Origin of the sequence: Acidithiobacillus ferrivorans (assembly GCF_016250455.1) — a bacterium.
Taxonomy (GTDB): domain Bacteria; phylum Pseudomonadota; class Gammaproteobacteria; order Acidithiobacillales; family Acidithiobacillaceae; genus Acidithiobacillus; species Acidithiobacillus ferrivorans.
Genome location: NZ_CP059488.1, coordinates 2,385,064 through 2,409,054 on the forward strand (window position 1 = coordinate 2,385,064; position 23,991 = coordinate 2,409,054).

23 protein-coding genes, 1 tRNA gene and 1 riboswitch are annotated in these 23,991 nt (G+C 56.8%); of the genes, 9 read left to right on the plus strand and 15 right to left on the minus strand.

Annotated elements, in window-relative coordinates:
• Nucleotides 1-5: 5 nt before the first annotated feature.
• The gene (locus H2515_RS11925) at nt 6-899 is read right to left on the minus strand and encodes a metal ABC transporter solute-binding protein, Zn/Mn family (protein ID WP_231951158.1); all 894 of its coding nucleotides are present in this window, start codon (nt 897-899) and stop codon (nt 6-8) included.
• Nucleotides 900-1,228: 329 nt separating this feature from the next.
• Here H2515_RS11925 and pmbA point away from each other — a divergent pair, with 329 nt between their 5' ends.
• Nucleotides 1,229-2,575 (plus strand): metalloprotease PmbA, encoded by a 1,347-nt coding sequence (gene pmbA, locus H2515_RS11930; RefSeq protein WP_035193770.1) that lies wholly within the window; start codon nt 1,229-1,231, stop codon nt 2,573-2,575.
• Here the strand turns inward: pmbA and lnt are convergent.
• The 6 genes from lnt to H2515_RS11960 all read right to left on the minus strand — a co-directional run bounded on the left by lnt (nt 2,544) and on the right by H2515_RS11960 (nt 8,240).
• Nucleotides 2,544-4,064, minus strand: coding sequence for an apolipoprotein N-acyltransferase (lnt, locus tag H2515_RS11935; protein WP_198660235.1), 1,521 nt, complete (start codon nt 4,062-4,064; stop codon nt 2,544-2,546). The two genes, pmbA and lnt, sit on opposite strands and share 32 nt — an antisense overlap.
• Nucleotides 4,061-4,945, minus strand: a complete 885-nt coding sequence (locus H2515_RS11940; protein ID WP_065412600.1) for an HlyC/CorC family transporter — start codon at nt 4,943-4,945, stop codon at nt 4,061-4,063. Before H2515_RS11940 ends, lnt begins: the two co-directional genes overlap by 4 nt.
• Nucleotides 4,938-5,435, minus strand: a complete 498-nt coding sequence (gene ybeY / locus H2515_RS11945) for an rRNA maturation RNase YbeY (RefSeq protein ID WP_065412601.1) — start codon at nt 5,433-5,435, stop codon at nt 4,938-4,940. The genes H2515_RS11940 and ybeY overlap by 8 nt, the downstream gene beginning before the upstream one ends.
• A complete protein-coding gene (locus H2515_RS11950; RefSeq protein ID WP_035193764.1) occupies nt 5,432-6,415 on the minus strand; it encodes a PhoH family protein in 984 nt (327 codons plus the stop codon). Before H2515_RS11950 ends, ybeY begins: the two co-directional genes overlap by 4 nt.
• A 4-nt stretch (nt 6,416-6,419) precedes the next feature.
• Entirely contained in the window at nt 6,420-7,775 is a 1,356-nt protein-coding gene (miaB, locus tag H2515_RS11955) for a tRNA (N6-isopentenyl adenosine(37)-C2)-methylthiotransferase MiaB (protein WP_083091369.1), read from the minus strand.
• A gap of 84 nt (nt 7,776-7,859) precedes the next feature.
• The gene (locus H2515_RS11960) at nt 7,860-8,240 is read right to left on the minus strand and encodes a hypothetical protein (protein ID WP_035193778.1); all 381 of its coding nucleotides are present in this window, start codon (nt 8,238-8,240) and stop codon (nt 7,860-7,862) included.
• 161 nt (nt 8,241-8,401) lie between these two features.
• Here H2515_RS11960 and H2515_RS11965 point away from each other — a divergent pair, with 161 nt between their 5' ends.
• From H2515_RS11965 to H2515_RS11985, 5 genes are all read left to right on the plus strand, one after another.
• Nucleotides 8,402-8,986, plus strand: coding sequence for a class I SAM-dependent methyltransferase (locus tag H2515_RS11965; protein ID WP_065412603.1), 585 nt, complete (start codon nt 8,402-8,404; stop codon nt 8,984-8,986).
• Between the two features lie 31 nt (nt 8,987-9,017).
• Entirely contained in the window at nt 9,018-9,599 is a 582-nt protein-coding gene (locus tag H2515_RS11970; RefSeq protein ID WP_231551187.1) for a chorismate--pyruvate lyase family protein, read from the plus strand.
• Nucleotides 9,599-10,501 carry a 4-hydroxybenzoate octaprenyltransferase gene (gene ubiA / locus H2515_RS11975; RefSeq protein ID WP_035193758.1) on the plus strand — a complete coding sequence of 301 codons (903 nt, stop codon included), beginning with the start codon at nt 9,599-9,601 and terminating at the stop codon, nt 10,499-10,501. Before H2515_RS11970 ends, ubiA begins: the two co-directional genes overlap by 1 nt.
• A 267-nt stretch (nt 10,502-10,768) precedes the next feature.
• Nucleotides 10,769-12,931, plus strand: coding sequence for a primosomal protein N' (locus H2515_RS11980; RefSeq protein WP_198660236.1), 2,163 nt, complete (start codon nt 10,769-10,771; stop codon nt 12,929-12,931).
• 102 nt (nt 12,932-13,033) lie between these two features.
• Nucleotides 13,034-13,237, plus strand: coding sequence for a cold-shock protein (locus H2515_RS11985; RefSeq protein ID WP_009564993.1), 204 nt, complete (start codon nt 13,034-13,036; stop codon nt 13,235-13,237).
• A 94-nt stretch (nt 13,238-13,331) separates the two neighbouring features.
• Here H2515_RS11985 and H2515_RS11990 read toward each other — a convergent pair whose 3' ends face one another.
• Nucleotides 13,332-15,170 (minus strand): DEAD/DEAH box helicase, encoded by a 1,839-nt coding sequence (locus H2515_RS11990; RefSeq protein WP_035193753.1) that lies wholly within the window; start codon nt 15,168-15,170, stop codon nt 13,332-13,334.
• Nucleotides 15,171-15,468: 298 nt separating this feature from the next.
• Between H2515_RS11990 and H2515_RS11995 the strand changes: the two genes are divergently transcribed.
• Together H2515_RS11995 and H2515_RS12000 are read left to right on the plus strand one after the other, a co-directional pair.
• A complete protein-coding gene (locus H2515_RS11995; RefSeq protein WP_198660237.1) occupies nt 15,469-16,476 on the plus strand; it encodes a sodium:calcium antiporter in 1,008 nt (335 codons plus the stop codon).
• Between the two features lie 55 nt (nt 16,477-16,531).
• A tRNA-Arg gene (locus H2515_RS12000) sits at nt 16,532-16,607 on the plus strand.
• Between the two features lie 78 nt (nt 16,608-16,685).
• Here H2515_RS12000 and H2515_RS12005 read toward each other — a convergent pair.
• The 5 genes from H2515_RS12005 to H2515_RS12025 form a co-directional block, all read right to left on the minus strand.
• On the minus strand, nt 16,686-17,558 hold the full coding sequence (locus tag H2515_RS12005; protein ID WP_065413346.1) for a phosphoribulokinase: 873 nt from the start codon (nt 17,556-17,558) through the stop codon (nt 16,686-16,688).
• A 155-nt stretch (nt 17,559-17,713) separates the two neighbouring features.
• Nucleotides 17,714-18,532, minus strand: a complete 819-nt coding sequence (gene metF / locus H2515_RS12010; protein ID WP_035193748.1) for a methylenetetrahydrofolate reductase [NAD(P)H] — start codon at nt 18,530-18,532, stop codon at nt 17,714-17,716.
• The gene (gene ahcY, locus H2515_RS12015; RefSeq protein ID WP_014028400.1) at nt 18,532-19,938 is read right to left on the minus strand and encodes an adenosylhomocysteinase; all 1,407 of its coding nucleotides are present in this window, start codon (nt 19,936-19,938) and stop codon (nt 18,532-18,534) included. The genes metF and ahcY overlap by 1 nt, the downstream gene beginning before the upstream one ends.
• Nucleotides 19,939-19,957: 19 nt before the next feature.
• A riboswitch (S-adenosyl-L-homocysteine riboswitch) is annotated at nt 19,958-20,090 on the minus strand.
• A gap of 35 nt (nt 20,091-20,125) precedes the next feature.
• Nucleotides 20,126-21,295 carry a methionine adenosyltransferase gene (metK, locus tag H2515_RS12020; RefSeq protein WP_065413345.1) on the minus strand — a complete coding sequence of 390 codons (1,170 nt, stop codon included), beginning with the start codon at nt 21,293-21,295 and terminating at the stop codon, nt 20,126-20,128.
• Nucleotides 21,296-21,436: 141 nt separating this feature from the next.
• A complete protein-coding gene (locus tag H2515_RS12025; protein WP_065413344.1) occupies nt 21,437-22,042 on the minus strand; it encodes an outer membrane beta-barrel protein in 606 nt (201 codons plus the stop codon).
• Between the two features lie 122 nt (nt 22,043-22,164).
• Here H2515_RS12025 and H2515_RS12030 point away from each other — a divergent pair, with 122 nt between their 5' ends.
• Nucleotides 22,165-23,106: a carbohydrate kinase family protein gene (locus H2515_RS12030; RefSeq protein ID WP_014028397.1), complete on the plus strand. Its 942-nt coding sequence runs from the start codon at nt 22,165-22,167 to the stop codon at nt 23,104-23,106.
• Nucleotides 23,107-23,118: 12 nt separating this feature from the next.
• Here the strand turns inward: H2515_RS12030 and H2515_RS12035 are convergent, their stop codons facing one another.
• The gene (locus H2515_RS12035) at nt 23,119-23,505 is read right to left on the minus strand and encodes a rhodanese-like domain-containing protein (RefSeq protein WP_035193739.1); all 387 of its coding nucleotides are present in this window, start codon (nt 23,503-23,505) and stop codon (nt 23,119-23,121) included.
• Entirely contained in the window at nt 23,505-23,957 is a 453-nt protein-coding gene (locus H2515_RS12040; RefSeq protein ID WP_232821377.1) for a host attachment protein, read from the minus strand. Before H2515_RS12040 ends, H2515_RS12035 begins: the two co-directional genes overlap by 1 nt.
• Nucleotides 23,958-23,991: the final 34 nt, after the last annotated feature.

Sequence of the window (23,991 nt, forward strand, 5' to 3'; positions counted from 1 at the left end):
CCGGACTACTTCAGCACGGTCGTCGACATACCGCGCTCCACGGCATTACGCAGGGCATTGGTTTCCGTCAGCATCCAGGACTGATAACTATCACCCGTCGGCATGGTTTCATAGACTCCGACCACGGGGATATTCTCTGCTTTCGCCTTACTCAGAAAAGAAGCCGTCAACGAATTAGTAACTTGCTTATTATAAACAAATGCTTTTATTTTATGGTGCTTGATGAGCTGATTCTGGATGCTCACATCCTGCGGCGCCGGGTCGGTACCATTCATGATGGCGGCCTGCAAATTCCAAGGTGTTTTGACATCGCAACCGGCAGCCTGCAACAGGTAGTCTGCAACAGGCTCGGTCACAGCTACCGGCGTGCCACCGAACTGGGCCTTGAAGCTGGCGATAGCCAGATGCCAGGGCTGCAGAGAGACATCAAACTTGCGCACATTGGCGGCAAAATAAGCAGCATGGGCCGGATCCAGTTCCGCCAAGCTTCGGGCAACCGCCTGGGCAACTGCAGGCATAGTCTCCGGTTTATACCAGAGGTGGGGGTTTTTGGTACTTTCCGGCAGGTGAAGTAAATCCTGAACCACAATCACTTTGCGCTTGGGATTAGGGTCGGACGCTAGAATCTTTTTGACCCAACCATCGTAGCCCACGCCATTACGAACCACAATCTGCGCCCCGGCGATTTCACGGGCCACAGCAGGGCTGGCTTCAAAAGTATGGGGGTCGGTATTAGGATTGCTTTCAATGGCGCTGACGGTGACATACCCCCCGCCGATCTGGCCGATCACATCGGCATACTCATTTTCTACACCCACCGCATAAATCGTCGCTGCAGTAGCCATCTGTGCCATGCCCAGCCCAGCAAATAAAGCGATCAGTGGCAACAGAGCAGGCATCCGGCTTCGTAAGCAATGCTTAGGCATTGAATGGACCAATGCCTTCTGATGGTTAAACGGAATCACGGGCAAATCCTCGGAGGCCGACGTATGACCAGCAGACAGACACCAAATCTTTGTAATGCAACATTGTTGCAATTTAGTGAAACAACACATCATTGTCAAGCGTGAAAACACACGGGAAAGTGACGCGCGCCCACGCAACACTGAAGACTTTCACGCCCAGCACTCAGAGTGCTGGAATATTCGAACTGGTCCCAAACTTCCCCTGCCGTGAAGCTTGGGGGTAAGATAAGGCGATTACTCCATTACCTGCGGGAAAATACCTCATGAGCCAAGCCCCCCACCCCACCCTCGATACCGGCATACTGACCCAGATTGTTGATGACATGCTGGACCTTGCCCGCGAGCAGGGGGCCAGTGCGGCAGAAGCTTCCGCCAGCACCAGCAAAGGCTTATCGGTAACGGTGCGACTGGGGGAAGTCGAGTCTATTGAATATCATCAGGACAAAGGGCTGGGAGTGACCGTCTATCTGGGCCAGTCGAAAGGCAGTGCCTCTACCTCCGACTTCTCCCGCAAGGCGCTGTCAGAGACGGTTTCTGCGGCACTCACCATTGCCCGGCATACGGCAGCAGACCCCTTTGCCGGGCTTGCCGACCCCGCACTATTTGCCACAAACTTCCCAGAGCTGGACCTCTATCATCCTTGGTCCATAGATGCCGACACCGCCGCTGATCTGGCACGCCGCTGCGAGGTCGCCGCCCGCGACAGCGATTCGCGTGTTCACAACTCCGAGGGCGGCAGTCTCGGCACCGGCGAGGGCGTCTCGGTCTACGGCAACACGCTGGGATTCATAGGCAGCAGCCGTTCCTCGCGGCACAGTCTGTCTTGTTCGGTGATTGCCGAAGATACCAAAGGTGGTATGCAGCGGGATTACTGGTATGATGTGGCGCGCGCAGCGGATGCTTTGGCAACCCCGGAAGCGATCGGCAAAACAGCAGCACAACGGGCTCTGCGCCGACTCGATGCCCGCAAGGTAGCCACTACCAAGGCCCCAGTGCTTTTCGAAAATCAGGTCGCCTCCAGTGTCATCGGCCACCTCGCCAGCGCCATCAGCGGCGGCAGCCTGTATCGCAAAAGTTCCTTCCTGGTCGACAGTCTCGGCAAGCAACTCTTCCCGAAACACATCCGCATTTATGAAGAACCGTTACGGCGGCGCGGACTGGGTAGCAGCAGTTTCGATGGCGAAGGCGTCGCCACCCGAAACCGCGATATTATCGCTGACGGTGTATTGGAAGGTTACATTCTCGACAGCTACAGCGCCCGTAAATTAAACATGAAGACCACGGGTAATGCCGGCGGCGCCCACAATCTCACTCTACAACCTGGCGATGCCTCTCTGGAAGACCTGCTCCGCCAGATGGGACATGGCCTGCTGGTTACCGAACTCATCGGCTTCGGTATCAACATGGTTACCGGCGACTACTCACGGGGCGCAGCAGGCTTCTGGGTCGAGCACGGGGAAATTCAATATCCTGTTGAAGAGATCACCATCGCCAGCACCTTGCAGGCCATGTTCCAGGGCATGAGCGTGGTGGGCAGCGATATGCTCATCCACGGCAATACCGGCTGCCCTTCCATTCTTATTGACGAAATGATGATTGCTGGCGACTGAGGACGACAGCCATCAGCAGCAGAATCAAGCTCAACAACAGATAAGGGAGACTGCCCCAGCGCCCGTAAGGCGTTTCCCCCGCCATCGGCTGTATGGCCTCATTCAGGGTGCCCAGCACAAACTGCGGCAATTGCGCACGCACCTGCCCGCGTGGCGAAATCAGAGCCGTGATTCCGGTGTTGGTCGCCCGAATATCGGGTTTCTGCTCCTGCAAGGACTGCATCGCCGCCATTTGCAGACTCTGCGCTGCGGCGATGCTATGGCCGTACCAGGCATAATCACTGATATTCAGAAGAAAAGTGGCACCTTCTTCCACACCCTTGCGCACATCCCGGGAGAAAGACTCTTCATAACAGATGGTTATACCGGCTTTCTGTCCGTCCACGGGCAAAACATAAGGCCCATGCCCGGAAGAAAAGCTCCCCAGTCCCGGTAAAAAATGACGCACCAGCGACGTGAGCAGGCTCGGCATCGGGATGTATTCCCCGAAAGGCACCAGATGCTCTTTCCGATACCAGCGCAAAGGTGCCTTACCAGCAATTTCCATGGCCGCATTGTAATATTTGTGGCCCGCATCTTCGGGGACACCGATGAGCAGAATTTTATGGTGCATCGCTGACCACTGCTGCAATTGCGCGATCAGGCCCGGAATTTCCGTCTGGAAAACAGGAAAGGCTGTTTCCGGCAAAACGATCAATTGGGTGTTCGGCGGTGTCTGCAAGATCAGATCAACGTAGTGATGCAAAATGTCGCTGATTTTACCCGCATTCCACTTTTCGGTGATGGCAACATTCCCCTGCAGCAGACTCACCCGCAGCAGTTTGCCTGCGGGATGGGTAAACGACACGGATGCCGCCGCCATGGCTACGCCGGAAATCACGAGGAGCGCCGCGACGCCTCCCATCAACACTTGGCGGGACTGCCGCCGTTGCAGCATATAAACCAGAATAGCCGCCGCCCCGGCGGTTGCCAGCCCCACCCCGTACTGGCCAAGCCAGGATGCAAAGCCGCCAAGAAAGGCATGGGTCTGGGTGTACCCCGTCGCCAACATGGGGAAGCCTGTAAAAAGACGTGCCCGCGCCCACTCCCCCAAAATCCACAGAACCGGCAGGGCCAGTAACCGGGCATTGCCGACAAAAAAGCGGGTGGCCAGCCATAAGGCCAGCGCCGGATAGACGGCACAACAAGCCGCTAGCAAAGCTACGGCCCCTTCAGCTAATGCCCAATCCATGTTGGCAAAATTATGCAGGGTGATGGCGATCCAGTTGGTTCCCGCCGCAAAGGCCGCAAAACCGAAAATGGCCCCGAGAGCGGCCGCACGGCGCGGATGTTCCGCTGTACTCGCCAGCCAAAACAGACCAAAAAGCAGGGCGATGGCCAGCGGCCACAAGGCCAAGGGCGCGAAGGCCAAGGGCCAGGCCGCACCCAAAATCAACGCGGCTAAAAGCCGCACAAGAAAGTGCGGCTTTTTCAGTGCACCACCCTTCACGCGCTCTCTTGAGGTGCCGTTTCCGGCTGAGATGCACTGCGCGGTGGTGGCGGCGGCGTCACACGCAAAATCTGCACCCGCTTACGATCCGCTCGCAATACCTCCAGCCGCAAATTCCCCTCTTCAATCACTTCACCCATACGCGGCACATGCCCTAAGCGCGTAGCCACCCAGCCACCCAGGGTGTCGGCATGCCCATCCGCCAGGTGTGCCACAAAATGTGCGTTAAATTCTTCCAGAGGAATCAAAGCATTTACCAGGAAATCTCCATCCTCCCGCGGAGCGATCATCACATCCTCATCAATATCATATTCATCCTCAATTTCACCGACGATGATTTCCAGCACATCCTCAATGGTGATCAGCCCGGCGACCCCACCGTACTCATCTACCACCACGGCCATGTGATGCCGACCCGTGCGGAACTCGTAAAGCAAATGATCCAGATGCTTGCTTTCCGGGATAAAAGTCGCCGGACGGAGCAATTCCGTCAGCCGCGGCGTTGGCATGTCACCCCGACAACCCCGCAACAGATCTTTGGCCAGGAGAATGCCGCGCACATCATCGCGATCATCCCCCACCACGGGAAAACGCGAGTGCCCCACCTCGGACACCCGGGCGACAATCTCTGCTAAAGGCATATCCAGTTCAATCACTTCCATCTGTGGCCGAGGAATCATCACATCCCGCACCGTGAGCTCGCCCATACGGAAAATTCCATCCACCATCCGCGCCGCTTCGGCATCGATAATCTGTCGCTCGCCCGCCTCACGGACCAATTCCAGCAGGGTATCCTGATCTTCCACATTGCCACGCAAGGACTGGGTAAAACGCTCCCACCAGCCCCGTGGTCGTTCCTGGTTACTGCGATCATCACTCATGCATTTGGTTCAGGTAAGGGTCGGCCACACCCATTGCAGCCAGCAATCGGGTTTCCAGCGCCTCCATCTCCTGCGCCTCGGCAGCTACTTCATGATCATAGCCAAGGAGGTGGAGGGTGCTGTGAATGAGCAGATGACGATAGTGATCGCGCAGGTGCTTGCCCTGCTCGACGGCCTCACGCATCACCACCGTCGGCGCGATAACAATATCGCCCAGCAAATCGCGGCGGAACATGGGCAGTTGCACATCCTGCGGGAAGGACAAACAATTGGTCGGCCTTGCCTTGCCCCGATATCCCTCGTTCAGGGCGGCAATTTCGGTATCATCCACAAAAGTCAGGGATAGATCGCAGATCCGGTCATCCGCAGATGCCCGCGCCGAAGGAGCGGACAGCGCCTGCAATATCGAGCGACGCGCCTCAGCGCGGGATGGTAGGGGCAAGGCCGCAACAGTATCATCCACAGCCATGCGCAAATAAAGACGGCTCATATTTTCGCTCCGAAGCGGTCATAAGCCTCCACAATCCGGGCTACCAGCGGATGACGGACTACATCGGCACTTTCAAAAAACACCATCTCCACACCCGGCATATCGTCGAGCACATCCATGACCTGCACCAGCCCGGAAAGCTGCCCACGCGGCAAATCCACCTGCGTCACATCGCCGGTTACCACGACCTTGGCGCCAAAACCCATGCGGGTCAGGAACATTTTCATCTGTTCCGGAGTGGTATTTTGCGCCTCGTCGAGAATGATAAAGGCATCATTCAGGGTACGCCCGCGCATATAGGCCAGTGGTGCCACTTCAATCACCTGCCGTTCCATCAGTTTGGCGACCTTCTCATAACCCAACATTTCATGGAGAGCATCGTAAAGCGGACGGAGATAGGGATCGACTTTTTCGCTCAGGGATCCGGGCAGAAAACCCAGACGTTCGCCCGCTTCTACGGCTGGGCGGACCAGCACCAGACGCCGCACCTGATTGCTGTCCATCTGCTCCACCGCTGCGGCGACGGCGAGATAGGTCTTGCCCGTACCGGCTGGGCCAATGCCGAAAGTGAGATCATTGTGGCGGATAGACTCCAGATAACGGCGCTGCCGTTGCCCGCGACCACGAATCATCCCTTTGAGGGTCTGTACGCCGGAAGACTCCACCGCCGTAACGCCCGCCTCCGCCTCCAGTTGCACATTCTGGATGCTATGGTGCACCCAATGACTGGACAGCGAGCGCCCTTGGCGTACCTGAGTATAAAGATGGGAGAGTACATCCTGCGCGACCTGCACAGAAGCGGCTGGTCCGGTGATATGAAAGCGCGTGCCGCGGGGCAGGATCACCACCCCTAAGCGTGACTCGATCTGTTTGATATGGCTGTCCAGTTCGCCGGACAGTTCGGAGAGCATCGCCGCGCTCGCCTGCTCAGCGATGAAATCGCCGTGACTTACACTCAGCGTCTTACCAGGAGGCTCCATGGGGTTATACGGCAAGGCGCTGGCTCGCCGGTGCCACCTGCACCACACGCCCGCGCAGACTATTGGGCAGCGCTGCCGTAATTTCGACATCCAGCATCTGTCCGACCCAATCCATGGAACCCGCCATATTGACTGAGCGATTGCAGGCGGTCTTGCCCGTCAGTTGCTGCGGATCGCGGCGCGATGGTCCTGTCATCAATACTGCCTGCCGCGTACCCACCAATGCTTGCGCGTAACCCTGCGCCAGCCCGTTGATACGCCCCTGTAATACCGCCAGACGCGCATCCTTGACGGCCTCGGGCACGCTGTCTTTCAGCTTCAGTGCCGGTGTATTGGGACGCTGGCTGTATTTGAAGGAGAACGATTGATCAAAACGCACCGCATCGATCAACTCCATAGTCGCGGCAAAGTCTGCATCGGTTTCGCCCGGAAAACCCACGATAAAATCCGAGGAAATCTGAATACCGGGACGCGCGACACGCAGACGTTCAATTTTATCTAAATACTGCTCAACCGTATGCTTGCGATGCATACGCCGCAAAATACGGTCAGAACCACTTTGTACCGGCAGGTGCAGGTGCGGTGCCAGTATCTCAATATTGGCATGCGCAGCAATCAATTCGTCATCCAGGTTACTGGGATGGGAGGTGGTATAACGCAAGCGCAGTAAATTGGGAATTCGCGCCAGGCGTGCCAGCAGATCGGCCAGGCCACCCTCACCTACCAATCCCGTCGCACCCCGGTAGGCATTAACGTTTTGGCCCAGCAGAGTGATCTCGCGCACCCCCTGATCTACCAGCGTACGCGTCTCCCGCAGGATGTCGGGCATGGGGCGGCTATATTCTCGCCCCCGGGTATGAGGCACCACACAGAAGGTACAGAATTTATCGCAACCTTCCTGAATAGTGACGAAAGCGGTAGCGCCGTCACGACCGGGCCGTTGCGGCAGGTGATCAAACTTCTCCAGCATCGGGAATGCCACATCCACCTGGGGACGGCGCTCGGCCAGACAGGCGTCTAGCAAGTCCGGCAAGCGATGCAGCGTTTGTGGCCCGAACACCAGATCTACATAAGGCGCCCGCCGCCGCAGTCGCTCACCCTCCTGACTGGCCACACAACCCCCAACCCCGATCACCAACTCCGGACGCCGCTCCTTTAAAGGGCGCCAAAAACCCAGTTGGGTAAACACTTTATCTTCGGCTTTTTCACGGATGGAGCAGGTATTGAGCAAGAGTACATCGGCGAGCAACGGATCATCCACCAGATGCAACCCATGGCTGACCGCAAGCACATCAGCCATGCGCTCGGAGTCGTATTCATTCATCTGACAGCCGTAAGTCTTGATATACAGGTTCTGCAATGCATTCCCAGAAGAAGTGAGGACCTATGAACGATGATAGGGCCACCCCGAAGGATTGACAAGGGGTGGCCGCAGATTACGGAATCATCCCAGGCCAAGCGCTGATTTTAGCAAGAAGTGAAAGCGCTGATCATCCTGAACACTGCCCAGCAGACCAAAACGAGTAGCCACCGCAGTAACCTGGGGGCCCTTCGGCGTAACCGTCACATCCACCAGCATGTGTCCGTTACGCGCATGAATAATGCTGCCTTGAGGGGAAGTGCCCGCAGTTTCGGTATTGAGAATGACACAATGCATCCGCCCCAGCACCTGCGTAGCTGCCGCAAGGGTGGGCTGAAATGCCGTCGGGTAGTAATGTGTTCTCTGGCCCGTATAGATCGCCGCCAGCGGTCCACCCTCCGTGCTACAGGCGGCAAGCAGGATCGGGGACAACAACATCATAATCAGAAGCAAACGCTTATTCATCTCCATCCTCATTATAAAATCCAGAAAACCAGTTTTCCACAACGCCAGTATAACCCAAATGGAGTCCGGCATGACGCCATCCGCGGCACCGTGCTACAATACGCGCCGTTCCTTCGGCGACGCGATGACCAGCGTTTTGCCTCCACCGGTGGAGAAAGCCCATGTCCCGATCTCCCGGGCCGATGTCCCAGGCTTGGCACTTTACCCGCGAGTTTTTACGCGATCCTCATGCTATTGGGGCTGTGCTACCCAGTTCACCCTTCCTCGCCCGCCGAATGGCCGCTATGGTGCCCCACGGCCCCGGCCTGGTGGTCGAATTGGGGCCGGGTATGGGGCCAGTAACCAAGGCCTTACTGGAAAGCGGCATCCCACCGCAGGATCTGGTTCTTGTCGAGCAGGCACCGGCCATGGTCCACCACCTGCGTCGGCATTATCCCGAGGTGGAGGTCATTGAAGGGGACGCAGCACACATTCAACACCTGGTGGCGCATCGCGGCCCGGTCCGCGCCGTGGTGTCCAGTCTGCCGCTGCGCAGCATTCCCAAAACGGTCGTTGAACGCATCTTTCAGCAACTGCCAGGGATCAGTCGCCACGGTACAGTATTCATCCAGTTTACCTATCACTTCCGCTGTTCCTGCGCGGGCTTGCCAGCGGACTTTCGTCGGGGAAGGATGGCTGTGGTCTGGCGCAACGTGCCGCCAGCGCGGGTGGATGCCTTTATTTACCACGCACCCCAGCAGCGCTGATTGAGTCGCATTGACATAAGAAGAGGCGAAAATGATGCGGCATGACCAGAAGACGCAGAGTCCTGCGCCAAACAACGGACCACTGCCTTTTTCCAAAATGATCACCAAAAACCCACCTCCCTTGCGCCATGCCCCTCGTCTGCTATGGCCTTGGCTGACCTTACCTGCCTCTCTCACTGCAGCGCTGCAACGAGCCTACGAAAAGCCGCATATGGTGCAGGCGCTGCTGCTGGGTAGTGGACGTGCGAATCCAACGCCGACTGAGCGCTACCTATTACGCCTACATCGCGGAGAGCAGATTTTTTGGCGCGAGGTCCTCTTGCACGGTGGCGACGTGATGCGTCCGGCACTCTGGGCGCGCACGACCATTCCGTTGCGCGGGCTACGTCGCGGCCTCTTACCGCTGACCAGGCATGGCACGCGCCCCATCGGCAATACCCTATTCCGTCACCGCCGCTTGTGGCGCTCCCCGATTCAAGCCGAGGGCCAGCCCCGATTCGGCCAACACCGCTGGCAGCGGCGGTCGGTATTACGTCGCGGTGGTGCAAGTGTCCTGGTCGAAGAGCATTTCCTGCCGGACCTGCCACGCTGGGCGGGTCGAGGACGACGCTGATGCAAACGATTCCCGCGCCGCGCCGCCAACGCGTACGTGCCTATGCGACCCTGATGCGCATGGATCGTCCCATTGGCACTCTGCTCCTGCTCTGGCCCACCTACTGGGGACTCTGGCTAGCCGCAAAGGGGACTCCGTCACTTGGTCTTTTCCTGATTTTCACCGCCGGCACCTGGCTGATGCGCTCGGCGGGTTGTGTGATCAATGATTACTTTGACCGCGATTTCGACCGGCAGGTCACCCGCACCTGCCAGCGCCCTCTGGCGACAGGTCTGATTAGCTCGCGGGCAGCACTGCGCCTGTTCGTCATCCTGTGCCTGCTGGCCGCAACCCTCCTGCCTCTGCTCAACTGGCTGACCATAGGGTTAGCAGGTGGCGCAGCGTTCATCACTGTTACATACCCGTTATTCAAACGCTTCACCCATCTCCCGCAAGCCTATCTGGGCATCGCTTTTTCCTTTGGTATACCGATGGCTTTTGCCGCGACCCTCGGGCGAGTTCCGACACTCGCCTGGTGGCTGATGCTGGCCAATGCCTGCTGGGTCGTCGCTTATGACACGGCCTACGCCATGGCCGACCGTCCAGACGACCTCAAGGCCGGAATCAAGTCGACAGCCATTCTTTTTGGACGTTTTGACCGTCACGCCATTGCCGGCCTGCAAGCCATCATGCTCATCATTTTTTTCGGGATCGGCGTCACGCGGGGCATGCATTGGCCTTATTGGATCGCCTTGGCGGGTGCCACCGTTCTCGCGGTCTACGAGCAGTCGCTGCTTGGCGGCGACAGGGATCAAGCGTTCCGCGCTTTTCTGCACAATAACTGGATTGGTCTGTTGCTCTTCTGGGGGATTGTCGCGGGCCTAGCCCCGAGCGGCACATCTGTAATACCGGGAGCCCTATGAAAATTGGCCATTTTTGGGCCATCCATGCCCGCCCAGAGCACTTTGAAGACAACCATTGACAAACTTATACACAATCCACTCATATACAGAGACAAGTCTGGGCGATTCCAGCACGTCATTGATGTCAATTATTAACACACTGTTTTTTATTAACTTTTATTTTGCACCCTTTTTAGGCACCCACTCTAACGCGTTGAAGAACAGGGAGTCTGAGACTTTTCAAGATGTTCATACACAGACTTATCCACAGAAGTTGTGGGCAACTTCATGAGCGATGAAGCAAACTGTATTCAAGTAGCCGTCATGGTACCGCTCCGCCGCATCTTTTCTTACGCCCTGCCGCCAGAGGGCCATCTACAGCCGGGTATGCGAGTGCGGGTACCTTTCGGCAAAGGCAAGCGCGTAGGTATTGTTCTCGGCTATGCCAGTTGCCCGCCCGACGTCATGCTCAAGACTATTGAACAGGTCCTGGACGCGCATCCCATTTTACCCATTGCCTTACAGCAATTGATTCACTTCGGAGCGACATACTACCATCACCCGCTCGGTGATGCCTGGGCTACCGCCCTGCCGACCCTGCTGCGCCAAGGTCGACCGCTGCCAAAACCCACTCCATGGGGTTACCGCCTCAGTGCTACCGAAGCACAGACGGCACCACGCCAGCCTGGAAAATTGCAGCAAGCGCTCCGGGAATTGCTCATCACCACAGGTGTGGTGCCTGAAGCAGAAATTCCCAAAGAATTACGCCCCATTTTACGGCAGGCCATCCGAAAGGGCTGGATAGAAACGGAGGCGGAAGTCATCTCACCTAAACAAGCGGTACCCTCTCCACACCGCCTGAATGCGGAACAAGAAAGCGCCGTGACGCAATTACGCATGGCCAAAGGCTTTAAGGCGTGGTTACTGGAGGGAGTGACTGGCAGCGGTAAAACAGAAGTGTATCTGGAAGCAATCCGGCCGCATCTGGAATCCGGAGCACAAGCCCTCATTCTGGCCCCAGAGATCGGTCTCACCCCCCAACTCGTAGAACGTTGCCAAACGCGTTTTGGCGAGCATCGCGTAGCCGCCCTGCACTCTGCACAAGGCGACGGCGAGCGTTTGCGCATCTGGGCAGCGGCAGCGGCTGGGCAGATTCAAGTCATCATTGGCACCCGCTCGGCACTTTTCGTGCCTCTGCCCCGTCTTGCCATGATTATTGTCGATGAAGAGCATGACCCCTCTTTTAAGCAGCAGAATGGCTGGCATTATTCGGCACGGGATCTGGCGATTCAGCGCGCGCGCCTGGAAAATATTCCCATTGTCCTCGGCTCTGCCACGCCCTCTCTGGAAAGCCTCTACAACGCGCAAAAGGGCCGTTATCAGCACCTAGAACTACGCCAGCGCGCCACTTCAGCCGATTTACCGAAGATGACGATCGTACCGCTGCGCCGCGAAAATCTGCAAGGTGGCATTTCCTCTACCCTGTTAACGGCGTGTAAGGAAACCTTGGAGGCAGGCAATCAGGTATTACTGTTCCTGAATCGTCGGGGCTACGCTCCAGCAGTACTCTGTCACGATTGTGGCCATGTGCTGCAGTGCCCTCGTTGCAGCGCTCCCATGACCTGGCATCGCCAACAGAAACGCCTCCGCTGTCATCATTGTAGTCACGAATCGCACTGGCCACCGGTCTGCCCCGCCTGCCGCAGTGCGGTGCTGGTCACCGTCGGCCAAGGCACTGAGCAACTGGAGGAGATACTTCGCCAGCGCTTCCCTCAGACCCCCATTTGGCGCATCGACCGCGACGCATTGCATGGTCGTGATGCCCTCGCTACAGCGGTCTCCGACATTCACCGGAATCGTGCTGCCATCCTTGTGGGTACCCAAATGCTGGCTAAGGGACATCACTTCCCGGCCGTCACTCTGGTCGGCATTATCAATACGGATCAGGGTTTATTCAGCGCTGATTTTCGCGCTCCAGAACGATTGTTGCAGACCGTTCTGCAAGTCGCCGGCCGCGCCGGCCGTGAAGAACGGCCTGGCCGAGTACTACTACAGACCCATCTGCCTGAACATCCTTTACTGCAAAGCCTCGCTCAGGGCGACTACCGTCCTCCGGCGCAGGCGCTCCTGGATGAGCGCCGGGCTGCGAGGCTACCGCCATTTGGCGCCCTCACCCTGCTGCGTGCCGAGGCGCACCAACGCTGCCGGGTAGACGAATTCCTGAAGGCCGCCTGCCAATGTGCACCGCTTGCCCTGGTGGAGATCAGTGGTCCGACGCCGTCGCTCATGGAGCGACGTGCCGGTTTCGAGCGTGCAGAGCTTTGGATACAAGCACCAGGCCGGGCCCAAATGCAGAAAGCGCTTAAACTCTGGCTACCACAGTTTGCCGAGCTTCACTCCGCCAGAAATGTTCGCTGGATGCTTGATGTCGATCCCTTACTGATCACCTGAATGCTTAACGATATAGTCAGACACTCAACTTGCATTGGCCTGTAGATATGCTATCCTCGGCGACGGCCAGTTGGGCCAGCTTTGATTAATTTGGGGTGTAAAATGGCGGTCGGCACAGTGAAGTGGTTCAATGACAGCAAGGGGTTTGGGTTCATTACGCCGGAAGATGGCAAGGAAGATGTATTCGTACATCACTCCGCTATTGAAGGTACGGGGTTCAAGACCCTGGCCGAAGGCGAGCGCGTCAATTTTGAAGTGACTCGTGGTCCGAAGGGTTTGCAGGCTGAGAAGGTCCGCCGGGCTTAATAAGCCCAACGGGTGGCTCTCTCAGCCATCCGTCCCCCCTGCGGGGAAAAGTAATTTACCGGTCTGGCTTTCGCAATTCCGGTTTCTTTTTTGTTCAGCTATCGCGCGCAGGCTTCTTCCGCTTTACTGGCCCAGCGCCACGCTCCTTGGATTTGTACTCACTTTTTGCCGGTTTGGCGGAGAGTATCTTGCGCGGCTTCGCAGGGGCAGCACGTCCCACCGGCGCGCCCGCATCGGTCGGGGCGATCTGCAAAGGCCGCCCCGAGACCCAGACCTTTTGCAGATGCTGCAAAACTGACGCTTGTATATCCGCAGGAAGCTCGACAGTGGTATGCTCGGCGCCAATCTGTACCTTGCGAATATTGCGGCTGGGTATCCCAGTCTCATTGGCGATCGCACCGACAATATTTTTGACTTGCGCACCGTGGCTTTCACCCACATCCAAGCGGAAGCGGCGCATAGGCACATCCTCCCCTCCCGAGGTGGCACCACCACCGCGCGGTGGCCGTCGTGCACTGCTGCCCCCACCCCGTTCATCTTCAGAGCGGCGACGTGATGATGGCGGTCGACCGGCACCTCCAGAGTCGCTGCGCATCGGCTTTGATACCGGGGCCTCGACAGGAACCAGGGGGCGCTCTTTCTGCACCATGTAAGCCAGCGCCGCAGCGATTTCTCCCAAACCTACGTCCTTTTCCTGCTGATAATCCGCAATGAGGGATTCAAAAACCGCAAGATCCTGACTATTCAGCACTTCTGACAACTGATCCTTGAACTGGCTCATCCGCCGATCCGCAACATCTTCTATGCTGGGCAGATGCATGGCTGTAATTGTCTGCCCCGTCGCCCGCTCGATGGCGTGCAGCAAATGGCGTTCGCGCGGCGCGACAAAGAGAATCGCGTCTCCGGTACGTCCGGCACGCCCAGTGCGGCCAATACGGTGAACATAGGCCTCGGTGTCATTCGGAATGTCATAATTGATCACGTGGGTGATCCGTTCGACATCCAAACCGCGGGCCGCCACATCAGTCGCAATAACAATATCCAGCGTCCCCGCCTTCAGGCGCTCAATGGTCTGTTCGCGCAGCGCCTGACTAAGATCGCCATTGAGGGCGCCACAGGCATAGCCGCGCGCTTCCAGGCGCTCCGCCAGCTCTACCGTCGCTGTTTTTGTACGCACAAAAACCAGCCAGGCATTACTCTCCTCTACCTCTAAAATACGGGTAAGAGCATCCAACTTGTGGGTACCGCTGACCTGCCAATAGCGCTGGCGAATAGCGGCCACTGTAGTCGTCGCTGATTTAATACGAATTTCCAGGGGGTCGCGCAAATAGGTTTTGGCGATGCGGCGAATGGCATCTGGCATCGTCGCAGAGAAGAGTGCCACCTGTCGGCCATCGGGCGTGTGTTTGAGGATATCCTCCACCGCGTCAATGAAGCCCATGCGCAACATTTCGTCGGCCTCATCCAGCACCACGGCCTGCAACTGATCCAGACGCAGGGTTTTGCGGCGCAGGTGATCCTGAATGCGTCCGGGTGTACCCACTACCACCTGCACGCCACGCTGCAGTTGCTTGAGCTGCAGGCTCATGGACTGTCCGCCATAGATGGGCAGCACATGGAATCCAGGGAGAAACTTAGCGTAGCTCTGCATCGCCTCAGCCACTTGAATAGCGAGCTCACGGGTGGGCGCCAGCACCAGCAACTGCGGCACGCGCAAGCTGAGATCAACGCGGCTTAACAACGGCAGCGCAAATGCAGCTGTTTTGCCGGTACCGGTCTGCGCCAGCCCGATAACGTCGCGCCCCTCCAGCAGCGGCGGGATGCTCTGCGCCTGAATGGGCGACGGTTGTTCGTAGCCGATCTCGGTCACCGCTTTCTGGATCGGTTCAGCGAGGGCGAAATCAATAAAGCGAAGATCGGATTCTTGAGACATGAGCACACCTGGACAACGAAGAGAATTCAGCGTCCACACTATACGCTAGTTGTGCGCAACTTGCAGTGTTTTCTTCGCACTATCATAAAAGACGCCACAACCTCAGTCAGCAAGCGGCACCAGGACCGGCCCAAAAAAGATAGCGCCCGGCTTGTTACGCAAGCACATAACGTGGCTCCTGACCGTGTGTCCTGACAAAAGTATCGGCAAAGGTGCGATGGCGCGCAGTTCGGTCTTCGGCCACTGAACGCATCCTGCGACACCTTGTGAGGTGCAGAGTCTATGACATAATACGCCCATGAATATTCTCTCGCTGGTCGCCGCCCTCATCATCATCCTCGCCGGGGCCGAGGCATTTACTAACGCGCTGGAGCACTTGGGAGACCGCCTGGGTATTTCCGAAGGGGTGACTGGTTCTATTTTTGCGGCGGTAGGTACCGCACTGCCCGAAGCCATGGTCCCTATTGTGGCGGTTTTCGCCGTTACCAGTGGGCAGCCAGCCCACCTGGGAGAAGAGGTGGGGGTGGGGGCCATTCTTGGTGCACCCATGATGCTGTCTACGCTGACGCTCTTTGTAATGGCATTATTCGTGTCGCCGCAACGGGGCTGGCGTGGGGCCTTAAACCCAGAACCCACGGGCCTGCGCCGTGATCTCGGCTGGTTTCTGGTTGCCTTTGGCCTGTCCGCTATCGCACTGTTTGTACCCCATCATATTACTTTGGTGCGTATTGGTATCGGTCTGGTACTGGTCACCTTGTACTTTCTGTATGTGATGGTGACGTTGCGTGCTTCTGCGGCGCTGGTTGCCGATGGACATGGCACAGAGGCAGGGCATGCCTTGTACCTGGGTAGGATCGGACTACCCACGCAGATGCCGGCGATCCTGATTCAACTTGCCATAGGGCTCGGCATGATTGTTTTTGGTGCCAGCATCTTCGTCGATGGCATCGAGGGGCTGTCACACTGGCTCGGCATCTCCGCACTGATTCTGTCTCTGCTGCTCGTCCCGGTGGCCACGGAGCTACCCGAAAAAATTAACAGCATCCTCTGGATTCGTCGACGCAAGGATACCCTGGCTTTTGCCAATATCACCGGAGCGCTGGTCTTTCAAGGAAGTCTGCTGCCCGCTATTGGGGTACTGTTAACCCCCTGGTCGCCCTCCCCCCCCGTTCTGCTGGGCGCAGGACTCACGCTGCTGGCCGGGGGATACACTTACCTTCTGGTGCGCCGCGGCGTGACCTTGCGGCCCTATCATTTTCTTTTCAATGGCGCGTGTTACGGGGCTTACTTCTTCGCCCTTACCTGACCGCCCGAAAGGTGCTCGCCGCACGGTGGTGCCTTTTGCTAGAATGTGAGCCATAGCCCCGGTAGCTCAGTGGATAGAGCAACCGCCTCCTAAGCGGTAGGTCGCGCGTTCGATTCGCGCTCGGGGCACCAATAACCCCTGCCAGAAACACAAATCCCGCAGTAGCATCGCCACCACGGGATTAATTCAGAGGCTAAGCCTGCATCGCCTCAGATAGAGTCGTGCATGTCTTCCAGCATCTGCTCAATCCGCGGCCCAAGGATGATTTCCATCGCGAAGCCCATCTTGGTTCCCGGGATTACCAAGGTATTAGAACGAGACATAAAACTACCCGGCAACATTTGTAATAGAGCGGGAAAGTTCGCTTCCTTATGGTCACGAAAGCGGATGACCACCATGCTCTCGTCCGGTGTCGGAATATCGCGGGCAATGAAGGGATTGGACGTATCCACCAGCGGTACACGCTGAAAATTAATGTGGGCGCGTGAGAATTGCGGGGTAATGTGGTGAATGTAGTCCGGCATACGACGCAGAATGGTGTCCACAATCGCCTCAGCGGAATAGCCGCGCTGGGCATTGTCACGGTGAATCTTCTGAATCCACTCCAGATTGACCACCGGCACCACCCCAACTAACAGGTCGACATAATTAGCCACGTTAACATCATCGGTCTTCACACCACCATGCAGTCCTTCATAAAACAGCAAGTCCGTACCAGATGGCATATCCTGCCAAGGGGTGAACGTACCCGGCGCGCTACCGCGCAGTTCAGCCTCAGGCTCGTCGTGAACGTAGTAACGCATCTGCCCATGACCGGTCTCACCATACTCACGGAACAGCCGCTCCAGCGCTTCAAAATCATTGCCTTCCGGGCCAAAATGGCTAATGGTTTTACCACCAGCCGCCGCCCTGGCGATGGCTTCACGCATCTCGGTACGGTTGTAACGATGGAAGCTATCACCTTCGATAATGACCGGGTCAATTTTCAAGCGCCTGAAAATGTCATGGAAGGCATGCTTGACGGTGGTGGTACCCGCCCCTGATGAACCAGTCACGGCAACGACGGGATGTTTCTTAGACATGAGAATGTAACCTCTTTAGTGAATAAAATCTGCAACAGCCCGCTCTACGGACAAAGCACCCTTTTCGGCCAGTTTAGCAAAGGACGCTCGCTGGTCAACATAAAGCGCTACCACAGAGGGCCTACACAGTGGCCCGGCGATGGCATCAATGATGACTAGAGACTGAGGTTACGCCAGATCGCTGTCGTCGCTTCAGCCTGATTCAGGGTATAAAAATGCAGGCTCGGTGCACCTTCCCGCAGCAGTAACTGGCACTGCCGGCTCAACAACTCAATTCCGAGCTGATACTGGGATTGCGGATCATCGGCGTAGGCTTCCATTCGGCGTCGCACATACTGCGGAATGTCCGCTCCACACATGGCAGAAAAACGGGATATCTGCTCAAAATTAGTGATAGGCATGACGCCAACAACCACCGGCACGTCAACCCCTTGCCGTTGCAAATCATCGCGCAACTGCAGATAGGCATCGGTATTGAAAAAATACTGGGTGATAATCGCATCTGCCCCGGCCTGCACCTTGGTCACCAGATGTGCCACATCATCACGAGCCGAAGTCGCCCGGGGATGAATTTCCGGATAGCCCGCCACATACACGTCAAAACCACCAAAATGGCGGATAAATGCAACCAGATCTGCAGCGTGCTGAAAGTGGCCGGGATTTTCCATACCTTCCGGTAAATCACCGCGCAGGGCAACGATACGCCGTATGCCCTGCTTCTGGTAATCCCTGAGAATTTCCCGAATCCCGGCTTCCGTGGACCCGATGCACGACAAATGCGGCACGGCCTCCAGATCATAATCCTGACGAATCATGGCCACAGTGACAAAAGTACGCTCGCGGGTGGACCCGCCCGCCCCGAAGGTCACCGAAGCATACTCGGGACCCAGGGGGAGAAGCGCGCTTATCGCCTCCCGCAGACGTTCCTCACCCGCCGCATTTTTAGGCGGGAAGAACTCGACGGAGTGTGCCATCAGTAGCGATACGCATCCGCTTTGAAGGGGCCATCAACGGACACGCCAAGGTACTTGGACTGCGCGTCAGTCAGACGGGTCAACACCCCCGCGAAGCCTTCCACCATATAGCGCGCCACTTCTTCATCCAAAGTCTTGGGCAGGACAGTAACCGTGACATGACGGGCCTTCTCCGCGGCAGGCAAATCAGCAAAACGTTCCGCGTAGAGATGCAGCTGGGCCAGCACCTGATCGGCGAAGGAACCGTCCATAATACGGCTGGGGTGCCCTGTAGCGTTACCCAGATTGACCAGACGCCCCTCCGACAGAAGAATCAGATAATCGTTGCTGTCGGGATTAAAGGCCTTGTCCGGAGTCGCATCGCGATAGATCTTATGCACCTGTGCCTTCACTTCGTCCCAAGCCCAGGCTTTGCGCATAAAGGCGGTATCAATCTCGTTATCGAAGTGTCCAATATTGCAGACCACTGCACCCTTTTTGAGGGCCTTCAACATTCCGGCATCGCAGACATTGAAATTACCGGTCGCGGTAACCAGCAAATCGATCTGTCCGAGAAGATCACGGTCGACACAAGCATCCGTGCCGTCGTTAATGCCCTTCTTATAGGCTGACACCACTTCGTAGCCGTCCATACAGGCCTGCATGGCGCAGATGGGATCCACTTCGGTGACCCGTACAATCATCCCTTCCTGGCGCAGGGAAGCCGCCGAACCTTTACCCACATCGCCATAGCCCAGCACCAAAGCCCTCTTGCCGGAGAGCAGATGGTCGGTAGCCCGCTTGAGCGCATCACTGAGCGAATGGCGGCAACCATACTTGTTGTCGTTCTTGCTCTTGGTGACGGAGTCGTTGACGTTAATGGCAGGGATTTTCAGGCTGCCGTCGCGGGCCATTTCCATGAGGCGATGCACGCCAGTAGTAGTTTCTTCGGAGACACCATGAATGCCAGCCAACAGTTCCGGATACTTTTCATGCAGCAGACCGGTAAGATCGCCACCATCGTCCAGTACCATGTTTGGGCGCCAGCCGTCAGGACCCTGGATAGTCTGCTCGACACACCACCAGTATTCTGCTTCCGTCTCACCTTTCCAGGCAAAAACGGGGATACCGGCTGCCGCGATAGCCGCCGCGGCCTGATCCTGGGTGGAGAAGATATTGCAAGAGGACCAACGCACTTCCGCACCGAGGGCCACCAAGGTCTCGATCAGAACAGCAGTCTGGATGGTCATGTGGATACAGCCCGCAATACGCGCACCTTTGAGGGGCTGCTGCGCCTGATATTTGCGGCGAATGGTCATAAGTGCCGGCATTTCGGTCTCGGCAATGCGGGTTTCTTTGCGTCCCCAGTCAGCAAGGGAGATATCAGCGACTTTGTAATCAGCGGAACTTTTGAGCACAGCATTCATGTAAGCGATTCCTTGAGCATGAAAGCGAGCGCGGTTTTACCTATGGGAAGTACGGATCGAGCCTGATCGTAACCCCGCCACCATTCCAGCGGGAATAACATCCAGCCGGACCAGTGAAACGGAACATAACGACTGCAGCGCCCCTCGACCCAATCTTCCAGCGGGGAGAACCCCCGCCAAAACATTTTTACCGCAGTCCGGCAGCGTCACGCAAGATCGCCGCCTTGTCCGTGCGCTCCCAGGTAAACTCGGGTTCTTCGCGGCCGAAATGACCATAAGATGCGGTTTTACCATAGATCGGACGTAACAGGTCAAGCATCTGAATAATGCCCTTTGGGCGCAGATCAAAATACTCCTGCACCATGGCAGCAATCCGGTCATCGTCAATCACGCCGGTGCCAAAAGTATCCACCATTAGACTCACGGGTTGCGAGACGCCGATAGCATAGGCTACTTGCACTTCACAACGACTGGCCAAGCCGGCAGCCACGATGTTCTTGGCCACGTAGCGTCCAGCATAGGAGGAGGAACGGTCGACCTTGGAAGGATCTTTACCGGAGAAGGCGCCGCCACCATGGCTGCCCTGACCGCCGTAGGTGTCCACGATAATTTTGCGACCGGTCAGACCACAATCGCCCACCGGGCCGCCGATCACAAAACGGCCGGTAGGATTGATGAGATACTTGGTGTCTTTGTGCAGCATCGCAGGGGGCAGGACAGGTTTGATGATTTCTTCGCGCACGGCTTCGACCAGATCCGCATGACTGATATCCGGGTGGTGCTGGGTGGAGAGCACCACTGCATCAATAGCCACCGGGCGGCCGTCCACGTAGCGCACGGTCACCTGGCTCTTGGCATCGGGACGCAGCCAGGGCAGACGGCCATCTTTGCGCACCATCGCCTGCCGCTCAGTCAGGCGATGGGCAAAATAGATAGGCATCGGCATCAGCACATCCGTCTCGTCACAGGCAAAACCGAACATCAGGCCCTGATCGCCAGCGCCCTGATCGAGATCAAGACCAGCCCCTTCGTCCACACCCTGCGCGATATCAGGAGACTGTTTGTCCAAAGTCTGTATCACCGCGCAGGAAGCCCAGTCAAAACCCATATCCGAAGAATCATAGCCGATGCGGCGCACCGTCTGGCGAGCCACATCCGCATAATCCACCGTCGCCGTGCTGGTGATTTCACCCGCCAGCACAATCAGACCCGTAGTGATCAGTGTCTCGGCCGCCACCCGACCACGGGGGTCCTGGGCCAGTATCGCATCAAGAATGGCATCGGAAATCTGATCTGCGACTTTATCGGGGTGACCTTCGGAAACGGATTCAGAAGTGAAAAGATGACTTTTGGACATGCGCTAAGTTCCTCGCTGGCTAGGCCGACTATCTCTGTCGACAGGGACAGAGCGCACTATATCAAAGGAAAGCAGCACAAGCGAAGTGAAACACACTCACCGCAAAGGCAAAAATTGCTCAAGCGTGACGGGTATGCGGCTTTAAGGATGCGCCGGACTGACTACCGGAAAAGAAGATTTATTGCCACCGCCCCAAAAATAGGAAATACCACCTGTCACCTGTACATCATTGAAGTTCGCACTGCTGGGCGTAGGGGCATTAAAGAGCAACTGATCCTGCACACCCAGACGCAAACCAATCTGATCATTCAACAGATACTGATATCCCACCCCGAAGACACCCATCAACGAGCTACCCCGCCCAACCTGCTTATTAAACAGGTTGCTGGATGCCCCCAAACCCAGAGAGAGGTAAGGCGTATTAGGACTGTCAAAAGCGTACAGATTACCCAGGACCGCCGCGCTGTATTGATTGGCGGCGCCAGTATGCGCGGGGCTCTGTAACTGAGCAAAGGCTGCTGCCACCTGCGCTTCAACCCCCACATGGGCATCTACACGTTGCCCCAGGCGCAGACCAACTACGCCGGCATCAGCTCCACCACCCCGTCCGCTGGACGTATCAAAAAAGGTGCTTCCGCCAAAGAGGTTGATGTAGGTCTCATCACGCGCAGACTGATCCGCCGCCCAAACCGGAATGGCGAGGACAAGCCCGGAGAACACCAGTAAAGCGCGCAACCCCCACTTCATGACCGCATGCACCTCGTATATAGCAGTATTGTGAGCTGAAACCTGTTACAATTCTAACCTGATTTAGATGAATATACCACACCCTTTAGCTCATTTTGACAAAAAACCAACAAGGAGTTTCCATGCCCACTCTCGTCTGCGGTTCTCTGGCCTTTGATACGATCATGGTTTTTCAGGATCGCTTCAAGGCGCACATTCTGCCCGATCAGGTACACATGCTGAACGTGTCCTTTACCGTCCCGGAAATGCGGCGCGACTTTGGCGGATGTGCTGGCAACATCGCGTACAACCTAAAATTGTTAGGTGGCAATCCACTGATTGTCGGCACGGCGGGCCAGGATTTCACGCCCTACCTCGATCACCTGAAAGCACTGGAATTAGACACCAGCCTGCTGCGCATCCTCCCAGATCATTACACCGCGCAGGCCTTTATCACTACCGACCTGGACGATAATCAGATCACCGCTTTTCATCCCGGTGCCATGTTTCAGGCTCAGGAAAACCATCTGACTGACCGCATTCCAGAGGGTGTGCGTTGGGCTATTGTTTCCCCGGACGGCCTCAGCGCCATGGTGCAGCATTTGGAAGACCTCACCAATGCGGGGATCCCCACCCTGTTCGATCCTGGCCAGGGTTTGCCCCTTTTTGATACCGAAACCCTGACACGCCTGATTGATCGAGCCGATTACCTCACCGTCAATGATTATGAATGCCAGATGGTGCAGGCCCGCACCGGTCTCAGCGTCGGTGAACTCTGCCAGCGCCTGAAAGCCCTGATTGTCACTCGCGGCGAGCATGGCTCGGTGATTTATCATGATGGCGAGGAAACGATCATTCCGGCCGCCAAGCCCAAAGCCGTTTTGGATCCCACCGGCTGCGGTGACGCCTATCGCGCCGGACTGCTACATGGTCTGGAACATGACCTCGGCTGGGAAACGATCGGCAAGGTCGCCTCGTTGATGGGCGCCTATAAGATTGAAAGTGCAGGCACCCAGAATCACCGTTTTACCTGGCCGGAATTCCAGGCGCGCTATTATGAAAACTTTGGCGAGAATATCAGCTAGATTTCGAGCCACTTAGGAAACGATGGGCTTATCTTCGGCATCCCAGACATTGATGCCACCACCAAGGTTGTAAACTTCGGTGAAGCCCATCTCCTGCAAGGTCACCGCTGCCAGTGCGGAGCGCGTTCCGCTGTCACAGTAAAGGACAACGACCCGATCACGTGCAGCGGCCAAATCCGGATGACAATGGCCATAATCAGGATCGGCTAAAGCCTCCAGATAACCGCGCGGCACATGGATAGCATCGGGCAGATGCCCCTCCACGAAGGCACAGGACTCCCGGACATCCACCACCAGTACATCATCGCGGCTGCGCAGCCAGCCCTCCAGCGTGTCGCCGTCTATCTCGCGAATTTGACTGCGCGCATTCTGTATAAAATCCGCCAGAGATTTGGCCATCAGGGACACATCACTTGAGCGAGATGCTTAGTGAGTTCGTCAACCCCAGCACTGGTATAATCCTTGTTTAAAGTGCCCGAAACCATTGCGGTAGTAGGTGCATCCAGTTTTTCACGCAACAAACCCAGAATATGTGGAGAAGCAACAAGCACCAAGCGTTGGAAAGCATTCTGCTTTCGCGCTTCACCTAAATAAGTTGCCAGTTCGCTGGCGAAGTGCAGCATTTCCGTCTCTTTAGGACTGGTTTGCCATTCGATGCCAGGTCGTGCCCCGGCGGCGAAGCTCTGCTGAACCCGCCCTCCTGCATCCGTCACCAGATCGTCCTGATGTTTGCGGCTGTCGGGATGGCTCCAATCCCGCAAGAGATGCAGCCCTGTATCGCAACCTTCATTTTTAAAGAGGCGCGCTTCCGCGGCATTACTTACCAACACCCAGGTTACGATAGCCATCATGTGTTCTCCTTTTATCAATTGTTACCTTACATAG